Below are 22,279 nucleotides of genomic sequence, written 5' to 3'. Positions count from 1 at the left end.
CTACTCACCCACCAGGTAGGGGATCGTCATGGGCCCTTCCGGCAGCACGCACACGCTGCCGGGAAGGTCGCGGACGGTGGCCGCGATGTCGTGGGTCTGCTCCAGGTGCGCGGCGGCCAGGTCGGCGTCGCTCAGGAACGAGGTGTGCACGACGACACGGGCCCGCCGCTGGATGCGCGCCTGGATCTGCACCTGCCACTGGTCGGGGATCGTGTGCGTCCGGCCGGTGATCTCCTGGAACAGCGCCTCGGGCGAGGCGGCGGAGGTCAGCGTCTCCCGGTAGGGGCCGTGGTCGGGGAACCCGTCGCGGCACTCCGCCGCGCAGACGATCACCCCGCCCGGCCGCACGATCTGGGCGGCCGCGCTCATGCCCTTCACCGCCTGGTAGAGGTTCTGGTCGAGGGGGAACCCGGCGTTGGTCGTCACCACCACGTCGAACGCGGCGGGCACCGCCCGCATCGCGGTCTGGCGGGCGACGGCCGTGGCGGCGGCGTGCATCGGCAGCAGGTCGCCGCCGAAGGCCTGGACGATCTTCTGCTCCCGGTTGAGCACGACGTCCAGGGCGAAGGTGACGCCGGTCCCCTCGGCGATGGCCCGCACGTCGTCGTGGACCGGGTTGCCCTCGATGACGCCCCAGGCGGCCCGGGGGTCGCCGATGCGGGCGGCGTCGTGCAGGGTGAGCACGGTCTCCAGCGCGGCGAGCCCCGGGGCGACGAGTTTCGGCCCGCCGGAGAACCCGGCGAAGAAGTGCGGCTCGACGAAGCCCGTGGTGATCCGCACGTCCGCGTCCACCCATTCACGGTTGAGCCACACCGGCACGTCCTTGCCGAAGCGGCCCATCCACCGCAGGGAGCTCTCGTCGCGGGAGTCGTGGTTGACGATCCGCACCGCGTCCACCACCGCGTCGCCGAACATGGCGCGCAGTTCCGGTTCGGTGTTGCCCCGGTGGGTGCCGGTGGCGACCAGGATGACGACGTCGTCGAGGTCGACCAGCCCGTCGAGCTCGGCCAGCACGGCCGGGATCATCAGGTGCCGGGGCTGCGGCCGGGTGTAGTCGCAGGCGGAGATCGCCACCGTCTGCCCGCGCCGGACGCGGTCGCGCAGCGGTGGCCCCGCGACGGGTTCGCGGAGCGCGCGGCGCAGCTCGGCCGCCTCGTCCGCCGCCGCCGGCCGGGCCACCGGGGTGACCACGGTGGTGCGGTCGTCCGGCAGGTCGATCGTGAGCCCGCCGATGCCGTAGGCGAGGTCAACGCGCACGCCGGCCCTCCTTTCGCTCGGCGGTGAGGACGGCGCCCACGGCGGGCCGCTCCGGGTCGGGCGCGCCCCGGGGACCGGCCCGGTTGACGATCCGGCCGGCCTCCAGCGGCAGGTCGGCCTCGGCGACGGTGATGTTCCCGCGCACCACGTTGCCCCGGCTGCCGTCGCTGATGCCGGTGATGTCGGGGTTGGTGACGTAGTTGCCGACCAGGGTGAGGTCCCCGGTGGGGTTGCCGTTCTGGTTGTTGGCGTGGGCCCACGGCCCGGCGGTGCGGGCGAACACGTTGCGGCTGACGCTCAGGTGGCGGGCGGCCTCGTCGAAGTAGAGCCCGTAGTGGCCGCTGCCCTCGCAGTAGTTCTCCTCGACGACGCTGCGCGGCATGGCCGACAGGAAGTAGATGGAGCTCGCGGCGGCGAGGGTCCGCACGACGTCGCGCACGTGGTTGCCCACGATGCGCACGTCACTCAGCGTGGTCGGCGTCTCGTAGACGGGCTGGAAGTCGTACAGGCCCCGGGTGACGTACTCGGGGTTGCCGCCCGGGTCGTTGGCGCCCCAGCCGTAGCCGACCGCGATGCCGGTGTAGGGCAGGTCGGCCACGTAGTTGTGCTCGACGGTCAGGCGGGTGACATAGCTGGCGAAGACGCCCGCGTGGTCGAGGTATTCGAGCGCGGTCGCGTGAACGCGGTTGTCGCGGAGCGCGATGTCGCTGTTGACCATGCGGGGATCCGCGGGGTGGTGCGCGTCGGGGCGCACCCCGCCGATCATGATCCCGCCGCCGGCGCTCGCGGTGAACGTGCACCCCGTCACCGACACCCGGCGCGCGCCGAGCCCGACGCCGGTGGCGTGGGCGTTGGCGTCGTTGCCGATGCCGAGCGCCATGGAGCCCAGATTGACGAAGGTGCTGCCGGCGATGGCGACGTCCTCGGCCGCCGACACCTGGACCGCCGAGGGCGACTGGTGCCAGCCGTTCCGCGACCCCTCGAAGCCCCGGCCGCCGAGCCTGCACGAGTCGAAGGCGTCGGCGGGGCGGTGCTCCTGGACGCCGCTGATGAACACGCCGGTCTGCTGGTTGGCGTACCCGTCGGAGGAGCTGGGGTGGAGCCAGGAGGTGCCGCTGAACGTGAGCCCCTCGACACGCAGGTTGCGGGCCGGGGCGTCGTAGGTGCCGCCGATCTGGAGCAGGGACTCCAGCCTCGGCAGCTCGACCCGAGCCCGCGCCATGTCCTGGCCGGGAAGCGGCTTGTAATAGAGCACCCCGGCGGTGGTGTCGAGATACCACTCGCCCGCCTCGTCGAGGAAGCTCCTGGAGTTGAGCAGGAAGTACGCCGGGGCGCGCATCGGCGCCTGGACGGTGTCGTAGCCGTAGGTGTTGTTGTCCCAGCCCGGCTGCCGCATCACGACCGTGGACCCGGTGATGCTCTCCACCGGGGAGAACCGGTTGGTGAACGCCAGCATCGCCTGGAACTCGATGCGCCTCTGGTCGGGCAGGCCGGCCAGGTGGGCCAGGGCGGGGTTGTCGAGGGTGAAGCCGGTCGCGGTCAGCGTGATGTCGGTGCGGGCCAGCCGGAGCCGGGCGCGCCGGGCGAGCTTCCCGTCGACGTAGAGCTGGCGGGTGTCGAACCCGGTGCCCACCTGGGCCTTGTGGACACCGGGATCCGACTCGTCGGGCTCCCAGCCGGTGACGGGGACGGCCCCGCTGATCACCGGCCTGGCTCCGGGCGCCGCCGCCCAGGTCACCGTCGCGCCGTCACGGCCGGAGTCGGCGGCGTCCAGGCGCAGCGGCGCGGTCAGCCGGTGGACCCCGTCGAGGAGCTCGACCGTCACGTCGCCCTCACCCCTCGCGACGGCCGCGCGGACGCGCCGCTGCGCCTCCGCCGGCGTGGCCAGTGGCTTGTCCCGGCTGCCCGGCCCGTTGTCGTCGGCGTCCGCGGCCCCGGTGGGCGCGACCACGAACGACGGGACGCGGGACATGGGAGGGGGAGACACGGTGGTTCCTTTCTTCCTGCACGCGGAACGCTCAGCGGTTGTGGTGCAGGTCCATGAGCGAGGAGTTCAGGTGCGGGCCGTGGGCCTCGGCCAGCAGGCGCAGACCGGCCCTGGCCGGCCGGACGGCGGGGCTGTCCGCCGACCGGGTGCCCGGCCGGCCGATGATCGCCGTGATCGCCTCCTCGTCGATCGAGATCCCGGCCCCCGGCTCGTCGCCCAGGATGAAGGCGCCGTCCTCCACCGACGTGTCGACCGACAGGCCGACGGGCGGATGGAGGTCCTGGAGCTCGCTGGCCATGTGGTTCGGCACCGCCGTCGCGGCGTGCAGCAGCGGGACCAGGGTGGTGCCGATCGGGCTGACCGGCAGGTCGTGGGCGTGGGCGAGCAGCGCCACCCGGAGGAAGTGGGAGACCCCCCACACCGCCGCCGTCTGGACGATGTCGACCGCCCCGGCGGCCAGCAGCGGGCGGAACTGCTCCAGGCCCGTGAGGTTCTCGCCGGTGGCGACGGCGGCCCGCACTCCCCTGCCGACCGCCGCCAGGCCCTCGGCGTCCCAGCGCCGGACCGGTTCCTCGATCCACGTCAGGTCGAGGGTGCGCTCCAGCTCGGCGACGTAGCGGACGGCCTGTTTGCGGGACCACGCCTCGTTGGCGTCCAGCATCAGGCTCGGCCGGGCCCCGCCGCCGGCGCTGGTGAGCACGTCGCGCACCAGGGTCAGGCGGCGGCGGTCGCGCTCGACGTCCAGGCCGCCCTTGAGCTTGGCCGCGCGCAGGCCGTGGGCGGCGTACTTCTCGTACAGGGCGACGAGCCCGTCGTCGTCGACGCCGATGTCAAGGCCGGAGGCGTAGGCGGGCAGCTTCCGGTCGTTCCCGCCGAGCAGGCGCCAGAGCGGTTCGCCCGCCGCTTTGGCCTTGATGTCCCACAGGGCGGTGTCGAGCGCCCCGATGGTGCCGAAGACCACGCCCGCGTGGCCCGCCTTGAAGGCGCGCCGGAGCATGCGGTCGTACAGCGCCGTGACGGCGCGCGGGTCCTCCCCTTCGAGTGCGGGGAAGATGGACTCGATCTCCGCGTGCGGCCCGATGCCGACGCCGGTGATCCCGATGTCGGTCTCCACCATGACGATCGGGACGGGGACGACGCCGTCGGCGTACAGGCCGTTGGCGTCGCCGACGGGCCGTCCCCATTCCTGGATCGTGGTCAACGTGCGATACCCCGAGATGCGCATGTCAGCCCTTCGTGGAACCGGCGGTGACACCGTCGGCGATCTGGCGCTGGAGGAACAGATAGACCAGCAGGACGGGTACGGCGGCGATCAGGACCCCCGAGGCGAACGTGGGAATGTTGTCGGTGTACTGACCCCGCAGGGACGTCACCCCGACCATGAGCGTGCGGTGGTCGGCCGACGGCATCATCAGCAGCGCGATGAGCACGTCGTTCCAGCAGAACAGGGCGTCCAGGATGCCGACCGACAGCAGCGCGGGCCGGCCGATGGGCACCATGATCCGGCGGTAGACGCCGTAGACGGTGTTGCCGTCGATGCGGGCCGCGTCCACGATCTCCCTGGGGACCGACCGGTAGTAGCTGGTCATCAGGAACACGGTGAATGGGAGGAACTGGGCCACGTAGGCGAGGATCAGTCCCGGATAGGTGTCGATGAGGCCGGTGTCGGCCATGACCCGCGAGAGCGGCACCATGATCACCTGGAACGGGATGAACAGCGCGGCCAGGCAGCCGATGAACAGGGCCTTCGACCCCCGGAACGGCAGCCTGCTCAGCGCGAAGCCCGCCATCGAGCCCAGCCACAGCAGCAGGAACACCGACGCCGCCACCACGAAGAGCGAGTTGGCGAAGTAGCGCGCCATGCCGACGCTGTTCCACGCCGTGGCGATGTTGTCCCAGTGGAGGGAGTCGGTCAGCGAGAACCGGTCGAGGACGTACTCACGCCGGGTCTTCATCGCCACGTTGGCGGTGAAGATCAGCGGATAGATCGTGGCCAGGGCCAGGATCGCCATCGGAACGGCGACCACCCACTTGCCGAGGCGCCGCATCAGTCCTCCCGTCCGGCACGGCGCAGCACGCTGATCTGCAGCAGGCCCACCACGAGCATGATGAGGAACAGGACCGTGGAGGCCGCCGAGGCGAGCGCCGGCCGGTTCATCTGTCCCTGTTGAATCCAGATGTAGTACTCCGGCAGGTAGGTCGACCCTTCGGGCCCGCCGCTGGTCATCACGTAGAGCAGGCCGAACATCGAGGTCAGCATGCCGATCATCGTGGTGACGAAGACGAACTGGATCGTCTGGCTCAGGCTCGGGATGATCACGTGCCAGATGCTCTGGCGCAGCGAGGCGCCGTCGACCCGGGCCGCGTCGAGCAGCGAGGCGTCGAGGGTGGCGAAACCAGCGAGGAACACCACCAGAGCCATGCCGAACGTCGCCCAGATCTGCACCCCGACGACGGCGAACTTCGCCACGCCGGGGTCGCCCAGCCAGTCGACCGGGCCCAGGCCGATCGTGCCGAGGACCTCGTTCAGCGGTCCGTCGAAGGCGAGCATGAGGTTGAAGATGGCCCCCACGATCACCGGGGACAGCACCGCGGGGAAGAAGTAGACGCTGCGGAAGATGCGGTGGCCCGGCACCTTCAGGAAGATGAACGTCGCCAGCAGCCCGGGGATCGCGACGGCGACCGGCAGGAGCAGCACCAGCAGCCCCACATTGGCCAGCGCGGTCTGGAACAGCGGGTCGTCCAGCAGTTCCAGGTAGTTGGCCAGGCCGACCGGCGTGCCGTTGGCCTCGCCGTCTCCGGTGAAGGAGAAGTTGACGCCCAGCGCGAGCGGGTAGAGCCGCAGCGCCACGATGATCAGCACGGCCGGGGCGACCAGCACATAGGGAGCGAAGCGTTCGGAACGCCCTCTGCGGCGGGCCGCGCCGTGGCGCGACCTTTCTCTCGGACCTCCCCCGGCGGTCCGCCCCCTCTCAGTGGGGCGGACCGCCGGTGAAGTGTTCTTCGTCGGCACCGGCTCAGTTCTCCTGGTCGGAGGCGGCCAGTTCCTCCACCGCCTCGTCGACGGTGGCCGAGCCGCTCAGCAGCTTCTGGGACAGCCGGCCCATCAGGTCGATGGTCTTGGAGTCCATCGCGACGTGCAGCGCCGGCTTGCCCGCCTTCAGCTGCGCCACGATCTCACCGACGACGGGGGCGTCCTGCGGCGCGGAGATGGTGGTGTCGGACGCGATGGCGCCCGCCTCGGCGGAGAAGGACGACAGGGCGTCGGTGGTGGTCAGCGACCGGACCAGGTCGGCCGCGGCCTTGGGGTCCTTCGTCCACTTGGCCACCGCGTAGCCGATGCCGCCGTCGTAGGGCAGGCTCGGCGTGGCCCCTTCGGTGACGACCGGCGGGAGCATGATGCCGACCTTGTCGGGGCCGATGAACTCGCCGAAGTCCTTCCAGTGACCGATGTCGGACATCAGGCCGATGATGTGGGCGGCCTTGGCGGTGTTGAAGACCGAGAAGATGTCGGTGAACATCGCCGTGGAGTTGGCGCCCTCGTTGTTGAGCTTCTTGTCCCCGGTCTCCTTGAACATCTCGAAGATCTTCTTGACGTGGGGGGACTTCCAGTCGCGCTCGCCGGCGATCCACTTGTCGTACTCGGCCGGCGTCAGGACGCCCGAGCCCATGCCGGAGAGCCAGAACTGCGGCCCGATGCCCTCCTTGTTGCCAAGGGCGAAGCAGGCGGCGCCGGTGGCCTTCTTGAGTTTGTCGCAGTTGGCGAGGAACTCGTCCCACGTCGTGGCGGGGGCGGTGATGCCGGCCTTCTCGTAGAGCGCCTTGTTGTAGTAGATCGGGTGGCCCTGGAGGGTCACCGGTGCGCCGTAGGTCTTGCCCTCCTTGACGAAGGCCTCCCAGCCGGCCAGGCGCGACTTGTCCTCGGCGACGTACTCGTCGATCGGGAGAAGCGCGTCGACGCGGTCGCGGATCTGGCCGCCGCCGTTGAACATCATCACGTCGGGCCCGGTCTTGGACTGGATCGCCGTGCCGAGCAGCGTGTAGTACTGCTCGAAGGGCTGGGGCACGAACTCGACGGTCACGTTGGGGTGCTTCTTGGCGAAGTCGGCCTTCGCCTTCTCTATGTACGTCTTCGCATACGGCTCGCCGGACTTCCAGTCCCAGACCACGAGCTTGGTCGCGGCGGCGGCCGGGGCTCCGGACTCGGCAGGCGCCGACGCGGGCTTCGAGGCACTGCCGCAGCCGGCAACGGTTAACGCTAGCACCGTGACTGCCGACCACAGGATTCGCTGCTTCATCGTTGTTCACTCTCCAGGCGGCGACCGGCTGGCCCGGCCGTCCATGTGAGGGGAACGTAATTCGTATGACGTCTGACGTCAATAAGTAGTACACATGTTGATGCGCAACCGTGGTCCGGCGCGAGGAGGCCCTACAGGAGCGGCAGAAGCGCGTTGAGCCGTCCGGAGGCGAATCCGGACAGGTCGAGCGAGCAGAAGGCGAATCCGGCCGCGCGCACGGAGGCGTCGATCTCGTCCCGGAGCCCGGCGGCCCTGGAGATGTCGGCCCGCGGCACCTCGACCCGGGCGAGCGCGCCCTGGGAGTGCGCGCGGACCCGGCAGACGGCGAAGCCGAGATCGCGCAGGGCCTGCTCGGCGACCTCGACGCGGCGCAGGATTTCCGGCGTGACGGGGTCGCCGTAGGTCACCCGGGAGGCCAGGCAGGGCGCGGCGGGCTTGTCGGCGGTCCGCAGGCCGAGGTCGCGGCTGAGCGCGCGGACGTCGGCCTTGGTCAGCCCGGCGTCCACGAGCGGGGCGACGGCGCCGCGTTCGGCCGCCGCGCGCTGGCCCGGCCGGTGGTCGCCGAGGTCGTCGAGGTTGGTGCCCAGGGCGATGCGCGCCCCGAGGGCCTCCGCCAGCGGGGCGAAGGAGTCGAAGAGCGCCGACTTGCAGTGGTAGCAGCGGTCGGCCCCGTTCGCGACGTAGGCGCCGTTCTCGCCCTCGTGGGTGGGGATCTCGACGTGGGTGAGGCCGTGCTCCCTGGCCAGCGCGCGGGCCGCCGCCGCCTCCGAGGCGGCCAGGCTGGGCGAGACGGCGGTCGCGGCCACCGCGCGGCGGCCCAGCACCCGGGTCGCCACGACGGCCAGGAGCGCGGAGTCGGCGCCGCCCGAATAGGCGACCACGAGGGCGCTCTCCTGCCGCAGCCGGTCACTCAGCCGCTCACTGAGCCGGTGCATCGCCTCGTTCATGGGGACTCCTCGGGTGGGGGATCAGTCGGTGGACGAGAAGATGCGCTGCTGGATCCCCAGGCGGTAGTCCTCCAGGGTGTTGTCTATGTGGGCCGCCGCGGCCTCGGCCGCCGCCTCGGCGTCGCCGACGCGGATGGCCCGGAAGATCGCCTCGTGCTCCTCGACCGCCTTGGCGGCGTGGCCGCCGATCGAGCCCGCCAGCCCGATGATGTTCGACTGGGCCTGGAGCCGTCGCGCCTCCCGGACGGCCACCTGGAGGAACATGTTGTGCGAGGCGGTGGCGATGGCGGTGTGGAAGCCGTCGTCGCCCTCGATGAACAGGTCCTCGCGCCCGGTCTCGAACCCGTGGCGGCAGACGCCGGCGGCCTTGTCGATCTCGTGGAGCTCGGCGGGCGTGGCCCTGCGGGCGGCCAGGCGGCTGGTCTCCATCTCCTGGGTGCGCCGGAACTCGAAGAGCATGTAGACGTGGTCGAGGTCCGTGGGGAGGAAATAGGGGGTCCATCGGCCCGCGCCCAGCATGCCCTCGTCGTCGGCCACGTAGAGCCCCCTTCCCTTGTGCGCCCGCACCCGGCCGAGCGCCGAAAGTATCTTCACCGCCTCGCGGACGACCGTGCGGCTGGTGCCCAGGCGCTGCGCCAGTTCGATCTCCGTCGGCAGGCGATCACCCGGCCGCAGGCGCAACTGGGTGATCAGCTCAAGCACCTGCTCCGCCGCGACCTCGTATCCGGGCCGGTAGACGGCCGTCGTAGGGGGACTCTTGACCACATGGTCGGTTTCCTCTGCCACGGGTAAAGAGTACGACTCATCGGGGGCCGGACGCCGAGACCGGTCCCCGATGAATCCAGGAAAAAAGGATCAGCTCCGCAGGCTCCAACGCTGGTTGGCGCCTCCGTTGCAGGCCCAGAGGTTGAGCCGGGTGCCGTTGGCGGTGGCGTTGCCGGGCGCGTCCAGGCACAGCCCCGACTGCGCGCCGGTGATGGTGCCGTTGGAGTTGACCGTCCAGCGCTGGTTGGCCTGGCCGTTGCAGTCCCAGATCTGCACCAGGGTCCCGTTGGCGGTGCCCTGGCCCGCGGCGTCCAGGCACTTGTTGCCGAACACCTGGAGCTGGCCGGACGACGTGAGCGTCCATCTCTGGGTGGCCGTGGTGGTGGAGCAGTCCCACAGGTGGACCGCGGTGCCGTTGGCGTTGGTGTTGTTGAGCACGTCGATGCAGCGGTTCGACTGGGCGCCGACGATCTGCGCCGTCTGCGGCTGCGGGTTCGTCGTGCCGCCCTGCGGGCCGGCCGCGGCGATCACGGCCTGCGCGCCCGAGGGCCACTGGCCGTTGCTCACCACGACGTTGTTGTTGACGACGTTGCCCCGGTCACCGTTGGTCACGTTGGTCGAGCTGCTGCTCGTCCAGTTGCCGGTGACCGTCCAGTTGCCCATGTTCTCGCCGCCCCAGTAGTTGGCGGTGGCCCACACCCCGATGTTGGAGAAGACGTTGTTCCTGACGGTGTAGTACTTGGACCCCTCGTCGAAGTAGACGCCGAAGTGCCCGTTGGTCCGCAGGCAGTGGTTGTCGCTGATCACCGCGCCCGGGTTCCACGACAGGGTGTAGATGCAGCCGCCGTCGTTCATCTGCTGCATCACGTCGTGGACGTAGTTGCCGATGAGCCGGTTGTTGGAGGCGGTCGTGGGCGTCGTGTAGCGGGGCTGGTAGTTGTACAGGCCCCGGTTGGCGTACTGGGTGTTGCCGCCGGTGTCGTTGGCGCCCCAGCCGTAGCCGATCGACATGCCGGTGTAGGGCATGTTGTAGACCTCGTTGTAGGAGACCGTGGCGTCGGCGACGTAGGTGGTCAGCACCGACACGATGCCCCGGTAGTCGAGCCCCAGGTCGTGGATGCGGTTGTTGCTGATCGTGATGTTGCGGTTGGTCATCCGCTGGTCGCTGGGGTGGTGGGCGTCGGCGCGCACCCCGCCGACCACGACGCCGCCCGCCGAGCTGCGGGCGATCTCCGACCGGGTGACGGTGATGTTGCTCGCGCCCAGGCCGACGCCGCTGGTGGTGGCGTTGGCGTCGTTGCCGATGCCGACGGCGGTCTGTCCCAGGTTGAGGAACTGGGAGTCGCTGAAGGTGATGTTGTCGGCGGCCGAGACCTGCACGGCGGCGGGCATCTGGTTCCAGTTCGGCCGGGCCGCCTCGAACTGCGTGCAGCCGTTGTGGCAGGTCGAGAAGCCGGGCCAGTTCCAGTTGCCGTAGATGTAGGAACCGGTCTGCTGGTCGACGAAGCCCTGGTTGCTGCTCGGCCCCAGCCACGTCGTGCCGGTGAAGGTGATCCCGGTGAAGGTGATGTGGTGGGCGGGCGCGCCGTAGGTGCCGCCCACCGACACGAGCGACTGGAGCACCGGCATCTCGACGCCGAGGCTGCTCATGTTCTGGCCGGAGGCCGGGATGTAGTAGAGGACCCCGGTGCCGGTGTTCAGGTACCACTCGTTGGCGGCGTCGAGGAACTCGTAGGCGTTGGCCAGGTAGAGCGGCCCGGCCCGGTGCGGCTGGGTGAAGGTGTCGTAGCCGAAGTTGTTGTTGTTCCACGCCGGCTGCTGCATGGTGATCTGGCCGCCGCTGATGCTCTGCACCGGCGAGTAGCGGTCGGTGAACGACCCCACGCTCTCCATCTCGACCCGGCTCTGGTTGGCCAGGTTGTTGAGGTAGTTCAGGGCGCTGCTGGTGAACCGCATGCCGGTGCTGCTCGCGGTGAAGTCGGCCCGGTTCACCTGGGTGCGCGCCCGGATCGCGGCCGCTCCGTTGACGTAGAGCTGCCGGGTGTCGACGCCGGTGCCCACGTTGGCCCGCCAGATGTTCCTGGACGAGTCGGCCAGCGTCCAGCCGGTGACGGCCCGCGCGCCGCTGAACACCGGGCGGGCCGAGGGCGCGGCCTGCCACACCACGCGGTAGCCGTTCGTGCCGGAGTCGGCGGCGGTCAGCCGCAGCGGCGAGGTGAGCCGGTAGACCCCGTCGGCGAGCTGCACGACGATGTCGCCGGACATCCCCGCGACGCGGGACCGGACCGCGGCCTGGGCACCGCTCAGCGAGCACGGCTGGGCCGAGGTGCAGTCGGTCCCGGTCCCGGACGGGGAGGCGTAGAGGGTGGTGGTCGCGGCGGCGGCGGGAGAGACCGGCGCCGTCAGGGTGACCGCGACGGTCAGCCCGAGCGCGGTCGTTCCGGCTGAGAGAAGCCTTCTCAGCGCGGCGAGGGACGAGGGGAGCATGGAGCCTTCATTCTTGGTGGGAGCGTCCGGGCGGGGGCCCGGCTCAGGTGCGGGTCCAGCGCTGGTTCGTGCCGCTGCCGCACGTCCAGATCTGGAGCTTCACGCCGTTGGCGGTGGAGTAGTTCGGGACGTCCAGGCACTTGTTCGCGCCGAGGGCGGTCAGGGTGCCGTCGGAGTTGAAGCGCCACTTCTGGTTGTTCTGGCCGTTGCAGTCCCAGATGATCACCGCCGCGCCGTTGGCGGTGGAGCCGCCGGACACGTCCAGGCACTTGCCGCCGTAGACCCGCAGCTCACCGGCCGCGGTGGCGGTCCACTGCTGGTTGCTCTGGCCGTTGCAGTCCCAGATCTGCGCCTGCGCGCCGTTGGCCTGGGAGACGCCGGTCACGTCCACGCAGCGGCCCGAGCCGACGCCGCGGATGGGGCCGGTCGTGCCGGGGTTGGCGGAGGGAGAGGGCGACGGGGTCGGGTTGGGGATGGTCGGCTGGCCGATGCTCCCGGGGACGGTCTGCAGCGCCGCGTACCAGGCGGCGGCCATCTTGTCGTAGCCGCCGGCCGTCGGGTGGATGCCGTCGATCAGGTCGGCCGTGGTCAGCTTGCTGTACATGTCGACCAGGTGGACCCGCTTGCCCGCGGAGACCTTGCTCCAGACCATGTCCGGGATGGTGGCGTTGAACGTGCGGACCGCGGCGTTCTGACCCGAGTTCGACAGCGGGATGATGGTGGCGACGAACACGTCGGCGTTGGGGACCGTCGCGGTGATCTTGTCGACCAGCGCGGAGAGCCGCTGGGGCGCGCTGGAGACGTTGTAGTTCTGCAGCACGTCGTTGGTGCCGATGTGGAGGAGCACCGTGCGCGGGTTCTGGGTGCGCAGCCAGCCCGTGATGTTGGCGTCGATCTGGTCGATACGCCAGCCGGGATGTCCCTGGTGGTCGTGGTCGCCGAGCGAGCCCGGCCCGTTGAACTGGCTGCCGACGAAGTCGATCGTGTAGCGGCCGGCGGCCAGGCGCTGCCAGAGCCCGATGCGGTAACCGCCGGGGACCTGGGTGCCCTCCGTGATGGAGTCGCCCAGCGGCATGACGCGCACTCCGCCGTTGGACTCGGCGTGGGCGGTGACCGGGATCGTCGCCGAGAAGGCGACCAGGGCCACGGCTCCCAGCGCCAGGGTGAGTAATCGTTTCCATGCGGGCATGCTTCGGCCTCTCTCGGGGACGGAGCCGCGCTGCGTGAACCCGGCCGGTCGGCGTGGCACCGCCGACCGGCTGCCGGGTTCCCTCAAGACCCAGGCGACGCGCTTCGGCCGGGTCAAGAAGGACGGCCGAAGAGCGCCTCAAGTGCACAAGAGCCTGACCGCCGGGCACGTCGGCGAATGCGACGTCCGCCGGGCACCCCGCGTCAGATTGTCACGTCTGCACAGGTCAAGGAGGTGTGAACGCTAACATCGCGCAGGCCGCACCGACCCCTTCCTCGCTTCTCCGGGGACACCGTTGTTGGTGCTGCGTAGCCAACACGAAACAAAGAGGCGTCGTCAAGAGTATGAAACATCCCGGCGGAAGCCCCGAGGCGCCACCTGCCGCTTCACCCGCCGGAGGGCTGAAAATTTCGGGTCGGGAACCCGGAAAGATCGCGAGCGGTGGACCCGGAATCCTCGCCCGCACCGGCCTGACGGGTTTCCTGCAGGTTTCAGGGATCTTGCGAAGGGGCCCTTGTCTGGAATGACGCACCACTTTACAGTCACACCGAAGCTCCCAAAAAATCTTCCGTAACTTACGGGCCCCCTCCCCCGACGACGTTCCGGAGCGCCGACGCATGCCTCTCGCATCTGTTAGCGCTAACACCTTGGCCTTCACCTCCGTGTCTGGAGTTCGATGTCCCGCCCCACCGCCCCACGGCTCCGCCTCCGGCGGGCCGCGCTCGCGTTCGTCACCGCACTGACCTGCCTCACCACGATGACCCCCACCGCCACGCACGCCGACTCCTGGTCCCCCGCCCCTTCCTTCACCTCTTCCGACCGGGGCGACGGCACCCACTCCGTGCCGCTCCTGCGCTCCGACGTGCCCGACATCAGCGTCGAGCGTGTCCCGGCCGCCGAGAACGACGAGGGCCGCGACCTCTATTACATGATCAGCACCACGATGCACCTGAGCCCCGGCGCGCCGATCATGAAGTCGTACGACCTGGTGAACTGGGAGATCGTCAACTACGTGTTCGACCGGGCGAGCATCGGCGACGCGTTCTCCCTGCGCAACGGCCAGAACTCCTACGGTCAGGGCCAGTGGGCGTCGTCCCTGCGCTACCACGACGGCATGTACTACGTCGCCTTCAACACCAACAACCTCGGCGGCGCCTACCTCTACCGGACCGACGACATCGACGACGGGAAGTGGGAGCGGACCGCCCTCGGCCGGGGCCTCCACGACCCGTCGCTCTTCTTCGACGTCGACGGCACGGCCTACATCTTCTACGGCTCGGGCGGGACGAGCGCCGTACGGCTCAACTCCGATCTGACGGCCATCGCGCAGGACTACCCGAACATCTTCACGGCGGGCGACTACGCCGGCCGGCCGTTCATCGGCGGGCTGTTCGAGGGCGCGCAGTTCTACCACATCGACGGCTGGTACTACGCGGTGATCATCACCTGGCCGTCCGGGCAGGGCCGTCAGGTCGTCATGTTCCGCTCGCGGGAACTCCTCGGGCGCTACACGGCGGCGGGCGGGGTCAACACCTACGAGGCGCGCGGCGTGCTCAACTCCGACGGCTTCGCCCAGGGCAGCCTGGTGCCGATCGCGCGCGAGGGCGGCCGGACCGACTGGTGGGGCATGTTCTTCCGCGACACCTTCCCCGTCGGCCGCATCCCCGCGCTGATCCCCGCCACCTGGCAGGACGGCTGGCCGACCTTCAGCGCCGCCCGCGTGGACGGGGTGTTCGGCAAGCCGATCCGGCTCACCCCGGAGCAGGAGACCTTCGAACGGCAGAAGGCCGTCGTCGCCTCCGACGACTTCGCCAACGACGCGCCCGAGCGGGCGTACACGGACGAGCAGTGGACCGTCCCCGAGCCGCCCGGCGTGGACGAGTCGCTGATCGGCGTCGAGCTGTTGCAGAACCCCGGGTTCGAGGGCGAGACGACCGCTCCGTGGGCGGCCCAGTTCGGCGCGGCCCTCAGCCGCGACACCGGTGACCCCGCCGCGGGCACGGCGGCGCTGAAGGTGGGAGGCCGCACCCTCAACGGCTCGGGCCCGAACCAGTTCCTCAACGGCAAGATGCAGCACGGCGTCACCTACACCGTCTCCGCGAAGATCAAGTACACCTCCGGCCCGGCCACCGTGCGGTTCAACCTCGTCGCCGACTGGGGCGGCGGTGTCCAGGTCATGACGTTCGGGACCGTGCCGATCGGCCAGTGGACGACCGTGACGGGCCGGTTCACCGTGCCGTCGACGGCGAACCTGGGCAACTTCAAGTTCGCGGTGGAGACGCCGTGGGCCAACCCGCAGCCCGCCTCCTCCAGCGTCGAGTACCTGATCGACGACGCGTCGGTCGTCGGGCTCCCGCCGACGGCGGAGTACCCCACCGAGGCGGAGATCGCCCCCAACGGCTCGCGGCTCGACCCGGTCTGGGAGTGGAACCACGCCCCCGACAACCGTCTCTGGTCGCTCACCGACCGGGACGGCTGGCTGCGCCTGACCACGGGCAGGCCGGTGACCGGCCAGTACGTCTACACCAAGCTGTCCAACCGGGCCGAGCTGACCTGGCTGGAGGAGGCGCGCAACACCCTCACCCAGCGCACGTTCGGGCCGCGCCAGTCGGCGGAGACGCGGATGGACGTCTCCGGCATGAGGAACGGCGACGTCGCGGGGCTGGCCGCGTTCAACCGGGGGTTCTCCTACGTGGCGGTCAAGCGCTCCGGCGGGGTGAACACGCTGGGCGTGGTGAACCGGGGACAGCCGTTCGGGGTCGACCTGGACCAGGCCGCCCTAGAGGCCTTCGTCCCCGGCACGACGGTGCCCCTGGGCGAGGCCACCGAGGTGTCGGTGAAGGCCGACCTCGACTTCGCGTCGCCGGCCGGGCAGTTGTGGACGACCTTCTACTACAGCCTCGACGGGCTGCGGTGGACCCGGCTGGGCGACCGGGTGGGCCCGCAGACGCTCGACGGCAGCCTCGCGCACTTCATGGGGCACCGCGTCGCCCTCTTCACGTACGCGACCCAGGAGAGGGGCGGGCACGTCGACTTCGACCACTACCTGCTCAGCGACACCCTGACCGCGCAGAACCTGCCGCTCGACACCACCGGCCTGGACGCGGCCATCGCCCACGCCGAGACGCTCGACGAGCACGCCTACCCGGCGGACGCCTGGGCGGAGGCGCGCGAGGCCCTCGCGGCGGCGAAGGCGGCCCGAGCCGGTGAGTTCGGCACCCAGAACCAGATCGACGCCCCGGAACGCGCCCTGAGCTACCGGCTGGCCAGGCTCGGCGTGCTCAAGGACGTGACCGCCCCCGTGATCGAGGTCTCGGGCGTGGAGGACGGCGGGGACAGCGGGGATCTGGAGATCGGCTGGACGGTCACCGACGAGGGGTCCGGAGTCGGCACGGCCACCGCGACCCTCGACGGGCAGCCGTTCCAGCCGGGGACCCTCACGCTCTACGAGCTGGATCTGGGTGAGCACGTGCTGACCGTCACCGCCGCCGACAAGGCCGGCAACACGGCCGGGAAGAGCGTCCGCTTCACCGTCACCACGTCGGTGGAGGACGTCTCCGCGTTGATCGACCGCTTCGCGGACGAGGGGAAGACCAACGCGAGCAGCGCCGTCCGCCTGCACAAGGAACTCGACCGCGTCGTCGCCGCGATCGCCGAGGACAAGGACCCGAAGAAGGTCGTCAAGGTGATCGAGAAGTTCAAGAGCGGCGTCAGGGACCACCGCGTCGAGGCCGACGACATCGTCCGCACCACCCTGCTGCGCGACGCCGACGCCCTGATCGTCCGTTGGGGCGGCACGCCCCGGGCCTGACCACCGGTTCAGCAGAAGATCGAAGAAAGAGGAGAACATCTCGTGAAATTACGCTCGCGCTTCGCCGCGATCGTGACCGCCGCCGCGATGGTGGGCGGGTTGTCGACCCTCGTGGCGGCGCCCGTCCAGGCGGCGGGCCCGGAGCTCATCGTGAACGGGGGCTTCGAGAACGGCCTCACCGGCTGGTTCCCCAACAACGGGAACGCCACCGACACGGCCACGCTGGCCCCGACGACGGACGCCTACTCGGGTTCGGGCGCCGTCGTGGTGACCCAGCGGGCCACCACCGGCTCGGGCCCGATGCAGGACCTCTCCGGCAAGGTGCAGGCGGGGAAGACCTACTCGGTCACGGCGCGGGTGAAGTACGAGAACCCGGCGAGCCCGGCGACCAAGCAGTTCTTCATCACCATGCACTACGGCGGGGGGACGTACACCAACCTCGGCACCGTGACGACCCCGCGGGGGCAGTGGGGCCTGATCCAGGGCACGTTCACCATCCCCGCCGCGCAGAGCGTGGCGACCGCGCGGATCTTCGTCGAGACCCCGTGGACGCAGACGCCCTCCTCCGCGCCCGACACGCACCTCATGGACTTCAAGGTCGACGACGTGAAGCTCTCGGAGTTCACGCCGTCGACCACGATCGAGGCGCTCGGCAAGAACCCCGGTGAGGGCAACCCGCTCATCTCGCACAAGTTCGGGGCCGACGGCAACGCCTTCGTCCACGACGGCCGGGTGTACCTCTACATGACCAACGACACCCAGGTCTACAACCCGGGCCCGAACGGGATCTCCCCCACCAACACCTACGGCGGCATCAACACCATCACCGTCATCTCCTCCGACGACCTGGTCAACTGGGTCGACCACGGCGAGATCCCGGTCGCCGGGCCGAACGGGATCGCCCGCTACGCCGGCAACTCCTGGGCCCCGGCGATGGAGAGCAAGATCGTCGACGGCGTGGAGAAGTTCTTCCTGTACTTCGCCAACAACGGCGCCGCCACCGGCGTCATCGTCGGCGACTCTCCGCTCGGCCCGTGGCGCGACGAGCGCGGCAGCCTGCTGATCACCGGCGCGACGCCGGGCGCGTCCAACGGCGTGAACTGGCTCTTCGACCCGGGCGTGTTCATCGACGACGACGGCCAGGGCTACCTGTACTTCGGCGGTGGCGGCGACGACAACTCCGACAGCTACGAGAACACCAACCACCCCAAGTCCACCCGGGTCATCAGGCTCGGCGAGAACATGACGACCACCGTCGGCTCGGCCGAGGTCATCGACGGGCCGCTCATGTTCGAGGCGGGCCACGTCTTCAAGCGCGCGGGCAAGTACTACTACTCGTACTCCTCGAACTTCGGCTTCGGCGGCCCGATCGACCCCGCCGGTCCCCCGACCGGGGCGATCGCCTACATGGTCGCCGACCACCCGATGGGGCCCTGGACCGCCGACAAGTACAAGGGCGTCATCTTCCGCAACCCCGGCAACTTCTTCGGCGCGGGCGGCAACAACCACCAGTCGGTGTTCGAGCTCGGCGGCGAGTACTACTTCACCTACCACGCCCAGACGCTCAACCGCCGCATCACCGGCGGCGCGACCCAGGGCTTCCGCAGCCCGCACATCGCCAAGCTGGAGTTCAACGCCGACGGCACCATCAAGGAGGTCCTCGGCACCTACGACGGCGTGGCGAAGATCCGCGACCTGGCGCCCTACCGGGTGATCGAGGCCGAGACGATCGCCTGGCAGCAGGGCATCGCCACGAAGAAGATCGACGGCGCGTCCGCCGAGTTCGGCGCGCAGGCCCCGAACCTGGTGCTGCACGACGTCGACAACGGCGACTGGACCTCGCTCGCGTCGGTCGGCTTCGGTGACGAGGGTGCCACCGCCGTCACCGCGAAGGTCCGCCCGCTCGCGGCCGGCTCGAAGATCGAGGTCCGCCTCGGCAGCCGCACCGCGCCCGTGGTGGCCACGATCCCCGTCGAGGCCCCGCTCAACGCCTGGACGGAGCTCACCGCCGAACTCGACGGCGTGACCGGCGTCCACGACGTCTACTTCACCTACAGCGGCCCGGCGGGCACGGACCTGTTCGAGATCGACTCCTGGGCCTTCGAGAGCCAGGCGCCGGACGAGACCGGTCCCGCCGTCGAGGTCTCGGGCGCCGAGGACGGCGGCGAGTACGGCGACAGCGGCGACCTGACCCTGGGCTGGACGGCCGACGACGCCGAGTCCGGCGTGAAGACGGTCACCGCGACGCTCGACGGGGAGCCGGTCGTCTCCGGCACCGCGCACGCCCTCTACGAACTGGCCCTGGGCGAGCACGTCCTCACGGTCACCGCCGACGACAACGCCGGCAACCGGACCGTGAGGACCGTCCGCTTCACCGTCACCACCTCGGTGGAGGACGTCTCCGCGCTCATCGACCGGTTCGCGGCCGAGGACAAGACGAACGCGAGCAGCGCCGTCCGGCTCCACAAGGAGCTCGACCGCGTCGTCGCGGCCATCGCCGAGGAGAAGGACGCCAAGAAGATCATCAAGGTGATCGAGAAGTTCAAGAGCGGGGTGAAGGACCATCGCGTCGAGGCCGACGAGATCGTCCGGACCACGCTGCTGCGCGACGCCGACGCCCTGATCGTCGGCTGGGGCGGCACGCCCCGTACGTGATCGCTGGGCCCCTCCGGGCGCCGGGCCGTCCTGGCGTCCGGAGGGGTGCTTCGGCTTAAGGTTGGTGGCATGGCGTTGCGGTTGGTACAGGTGAATTTCAAGGCGCGGGACGACGCCGCGCTCGGCCGCTTCTGGGCGGAGGCGCTCGGCTGGGGCGTCGAGAGCGAAGAGCCCAGTGTGACCAACGTCGAGCCCATCGGGTTCCACTGGCCCGACCCCACCGCGGTCTGCATCGACTTCGTCGCCGTGCCCGACCCCGAGACGGTGCGCTACCGCACCCACCTCGATCTCGCCACCACCTCCGAGGCCCACCAGGCCGAGCTGCTCGCCCGCCTGGCGGACCTCGGCGCGAAACCCGCCGACCTCGGGCAGGGCGACGTGCCGTGGGCGCTGCTGACCGACCCCGAGGGCAACCTCTTCCGGGTGCTGGAGCCCCGCGAGATCTACCGGGACACCGGGCCGATCGCCGCGGTGGTCGTCGACTGCGCCGACCCCCGGGCGATGGTCCGGTTCTGGGGCGAGGCGATCGGCTGGACCGTCCACGAGCTGACCGGCGATCTCGCGCGGCTGCGCGCCCCCGAGGGCGTCGGCCCCTATCTGGAGTTCCACCGCGTGCCCGACGGGGCGGAGGTGTGGCACCGCGTCCACATCGACCTGCTGCCCAACCCCGTCGACGCCAAGGCGGCGCAGATCGCCCGCCTCCAGTCGCTCGGCGCGACGTTCGCCGACGTCGGCCAGGGCGACGTGCCCTGGACGGTCATGGCCGACCCGGCGGGCAACGAGTTCTGCGTCCTCGGCCGCCGGGAGTGACGCTCAGCCCTGGGCGGGGTGCGGGTCGCCGAGGTACGGGAACCGGTCGAGGGTGTCGGTGTGCGGTGACAGACCGGTCGGCGGCGCCTCGTTCCTCGTGAGGAAGGCGACGCGGATGTCGATGACGTCCTCGGTGAAGGTCCGGCCGTTGGGATAGGCGGCGGGCCTCGACGGGTCGAAGGTCAGCACGTCGGGCAGCATGCCCTCGTCGTCGAGCGCGGCGGCCGCCTCCTCGGGCGAGTAGCCGCCGGTGTGCCCGAGCAGGTGGACGAACTGGTCGGTCCACCGCTCGCGGTCGTTGGCCGGCTCACTGGCGTTGTACTCCTCCTTGGTGTCGTCGGTGTTGAAGAAGCTGCTGGTCGACGGGTGCCCGGCCCGGTCGGCGTGGACGAGCTCGCCGTCGCGCCGGACGCTGCACCGGCCCCAGATGTGCAGCACGGGGTCGGGCCCGAGTTCGGCGGTCGGCAGCTCGACGGCCATGGAGAAGACGTTGGCCGTGGTGTTGGAGTCGACGCCGGTCCACGGCGACTTCCCGCCCAGGTGCGGCGCGGTGAAGTTGCGGTTGCCGCTGGTGTCGAACAGGTTCTTGATGCCGTCGAAGTCGAAGAAGAACGCGTCGCTGCGGCTGCCGGCGGCGACCAGGTAGTCGCCGCTGGTGACGACGTTGGCCGTCGGGCCGAAGGAGACGTCGGCGGCCGAGACGATCTTCGTGCCGGTCGCCTCGGGGCTGCGGGACTCCTCGCCGGTGGCCATGAACACGTCGTAGGTCTGCGAGCCGTCGGCCGCCGGGGGCGAGAACACCCAGCTGAAGGCGATGTCGGTCAGGTAGTCGCCGTCGTTGTCGATGTTCAGCCGGTAGACGGCGTCGGGGTGCAGGGCGTCCGCGTTGGGGTTGGCGTTGAGGATGATGACGGTCCTGTCCGGGTCGCCCGGGGCGGTGAAGGCGTAGAGGTCGCACAGGTCGAGGCGCTGGTCGCCGAGCGGCGGCCCGAGGCTGAGACCGGTGAAGTGGTTGGACATGTCAGGCTCCATTGCTCGATGATCTCCACGATCCTGTTTCTGCAGGTTAAGCGGCGATCGCCGACGAACTGAGCCTTGCCGCGGCGTGTCAGGCGAAGTAGTGACCCTCTTTGAGGTCGGCCACCAGGCCGGGGTGGACGGGACGCCAGCGGAGCAGGTCACGGGTGATCCCGGCGGCGGCGGGGCCGTCGATCCCCCAGAAGCCGCCGAGGAAGCCGACGTACTCCCCCGCCCGCTCGGCGGTGACGGACACGGCGGGGACGCCGAGGTGCGCGGCGAAGGTCTCGGCGACCTCGCGGATCGGCACGCCCTCCTCGCCGACCGCGTGCAGCACCGATCCGGCCGGGGCCGACTCCAGCGCGAGGCGGAACACCCGCGCGGCGTCGTCGCGGTGGACCGCCGGCCAGCGGTTGGCGCCGTCGCCCACGTAGGCCGCCGCGCCCTTGCGGCGGGCGAAGCCGATCGCGGCCGGGACGAACCCGTTGTCGCCTGCGCCGTGGGTGGCGGGCGGCAGCCGCACGACGGAGGATCGGACCCCCCGGCCGGCGAGTGCGAGCGTGTGACGGGCGTTGTCCAGCCGCCCCCGCCCACCGGCGAGCGGGACGTCGCGCTCCCCCGGGCCGGCCAGTCCGTCGCGCTCGGTGGCGGTCGCCCCGGGCGGGAGCCCGAGCACGCCGAGGATGCCGGAGGCGATGACGAGCGGCCTGCCGGTCCCGGCCAGCGCCTCGCCGAGGGCCTCGATCGCGGCCCGGTCGGCCAGGGTCGCCCCGGCGTAGTCGCCGGAGAAGGCGATGTCGTGCTTGAACGCGAGGTGCACGACCCCATCGGACGAGGCGGCGGCCTCATGCAGCACACCGAGATCGTCGAGCGATCCGGGCAGGGCCTCGGCCCCCGCGCGCCGCAGGGCCGCGGCCGCCGCGTCGGAACGGGCGAGCCCGACGACCTGGTGACCGGCCGCGATCAGATCGGGGACGAGCCCGCGACCGACCCAGCCGGACGCTCCGGTGACGAGGACACGCATGAGAACCTCCAGAAGCCATTTCTTGTACGATC

15 protein-coding genes are annotated in these 22,279 nt (G+C 70.4%); 3 read left to right on the top strand and 12 right to left on the bottom strand.

From position 1 onward, the window contains the following. The 10 genes from larA to AW270_RS41110 form a co-directional block, all read right to left on the bottom strand. On the bottom strand, window positions 1–1,257 hold the full coding sequence (gene larA, locus AW270_RS10095) for a nickel-dependent lactate racemase (RefSeq protein ID WP_061293110.1): 1,257 nt from the start codon (window positions 1,255–1,257) through the stop codon (window positions 1–3). Further along, window positions 1,247–3,244, bottom strand: a complete 1,998-nt coding sequence (locus AW270_RS10090; RefSeq protein ID WP_157521794.1) for a right-handed parallel beta-helix repeat-containing protein — start codon at window positions 3,242–3,244, stop codon at window positions 1,247–1,249. The genes larA and AW270_RS10090 overlap by 11 nt, the downstream gene beginning before the upstream one ends. A 31-nt stretch (window positions 3,245–3,275) precedes the next feature. Then, a complete protein-coding gene (locus tag AW270_RS10085; protein ID WP_061293106.1) occupies window positions 3,276–4,469 on the bottom strand; it encodes a mandelate racemase/muconate lactonizing enzyme family protein in 1,194 nt (397 codons plus the stop codon). Window position 4,470: 1 nt separating this feature from the next. Further along, the gene (locus tag AW270_RS10080) at window positions 4,471–5,292 is read right to left on the bottom strand and encodes a carbohydrate ABC transporter permease (RefSeq protein WP_061293103.1); all 822 of its coding nucleotides are present in this window, start codon (window positions 5,290–5,292) and stop codon (window positions 4,471–4,473) included. After that, entirely contained in the window at window positions 5,292–6,125 is an 834-nt protein-coding gene (locus tag AW270_RS10075; protein WP_061293101.1) for a carbohydrate ABC transporter permease, read from the bottom strand. Before AW270_RS10075 ends, AW270_RS10080 begins: the two co-directional genes overlap by 1 nt. Window positions 6,126–6,261: 136 nt before the next feature. Beyond that, window positions 6,262–7,509 (bottom strand): ABC transporter substrate-binding protein, encoded by a 1,248-nt coding sequence (locus AW270_RS10070; RefSeq protein ID WP_218009152.1) that lies wholly within the window; start codon window positions 7,507–7,509, stop codon window positions 6,262–6,264. A 164-nt stretch (window positions 7,510–7,673) separates the two neighbouring features. Further along, window positions 7,674–8,489 carry an ATP-dependent sacrificial sulfur transferase LarE gene (larE, locus tag AW270_RS10065; protein WP_218009151.1) on the bottom strand — a complete coding sequence of 272 codons (816 nt, stop codon included), beginning with the start codon at window positions 8,487–8,489 and terminating at the stop codon, window positions 7,674–7,676. A 21-nt stretch (window positions 8,490–8,510) separates the two neighbouring features. Further along, a complete protein-coding gene (locus tag AW270_RS10060; protein ID WP_082801431.1) occupies window positions 8,511–9,275 on the bottom strand; it encodes a FadR/GntR family transcriptional regulator in 765 nt (254 codons plus the stop codon). Window positions 9,276–9,344: 69 nt separating this feature from the next. Next, window positions 9,345–11,741, bottom strand: a complete 2,397-nt coding sequence (locus AW270_RS41115) for a ricin-type beta-trefoil lectin domain protein (protein WP_061293094.1) — start codon at window positions 11,739–11,741, stop codon at window positions 9,345–9,347. Window positions 11,742–11,784: 43 nt separating this feature from the next. After that, the gene (locus tag AW270_RS41110) at window positions 11,785–12,930 is read right to left on the bottom strand and encodes a lectin (protein ID WP_061293092.1); all 1,146 of its coding nucleotides are present in this window, start codon (window positions 12,928–12,930) and stop codon (window positions 11,785–11,787) included. A gap of 676 nt (window positions 12,931–13,606) precedes the next feature. Between AW270_RS41110 and AW270_RS10045 the strand changes: the two genes are divergently transcribed. The 3 genes from AW270_RS10045 to AW270_RS10035 all read left to right on the top strand — a co-directional run bounded on the left by AW270_RS10045 (window position 13,607) and on the right by AW270_RS10035 (window position 20,206). Beyond that, window positions 13,607–16,741 (top strand): family 43 glycosylhydrolase, encoded by a 3,135-nt coding sequence (locus tag AW270_RS10045; protein WP_218009150.1) that lies wholly within the window; start codon window positions 13,607–13,609, stop codon window positions 16,739–16,741. Window positions 16,742–16,783: 42 nt separating this feature from the next. Next, window positions 16,784–19,396 carry a family 43 glycosylhydrolase gene (locus AW270_RS10040; protein WP_061293090.1) on the top strand — a complete coding sequence of 871 codons (2,613 nt, stop codon included), beginning with the start codon at window positions 16,784–16,786 and terminating at the stop codon, window positions 19,394–19,396. Between the two features lie 69 nt (window positions 19,397–19,465). Then, a complete protein-coding gene (locus tag AW270_RS10035; RefSeq protein ID WP_061293089.1) occupies window positions 19,466–20,206 on the top strand; it encodes a VOC family protein in 741 nt (246 codons plus the stop codon). 3 nt (window positions 20,207–20,209) lie between these two features. Here the strand turns inward: AW270_RS10035 and AW270_RS10030 are convergent, their stop codons facing one another. Both AW270_RS10030 and AW270_RS10025 read right to left on the bottom strand, forming a co-directional pair. Beyond that, window positions 20,210–21,226: a DUF4331 family protein gene (locus AW270_RS10030; RefSeq protein WP_061293544.1), complete on the bottom strand. Its 1,017-nt coding sequence runs from the start codon at window positions 21,224–21,226 to the stop codon at window positions 20,210–20,212. A gap of 88 nt (window positions 21,227–21,314) precedes the next feature. Beyond that, window positions 21,315–22,247: an SDR family oxidoreductase gene (locus AW270_RS10025; RefSeq protein ID WP_061293087.1), complete on the bottom strand. Its 933-nt coding sequence runs from the start codon at window positions 22,245–22,247 to the stop codon at window positions 21,315–21,317. Window positions 22,248–22,279 lie beyond the last annotated feature (32 nt).

The organism is Herbidospora cretacea (genome assembly GCF_001570605.1).
Classification (GTDB): domain Bacteria; phylum Actinomycetota; class Actinomycetes; order Streptosporangiales; family Streptosporangiaceae; genus Herbidospora; species Herbidospora cretacea.
Note: the sequence above shows the minus strand (reverse complement) of the source record. Positions and strands in the feature narration are given on the sequence as shown.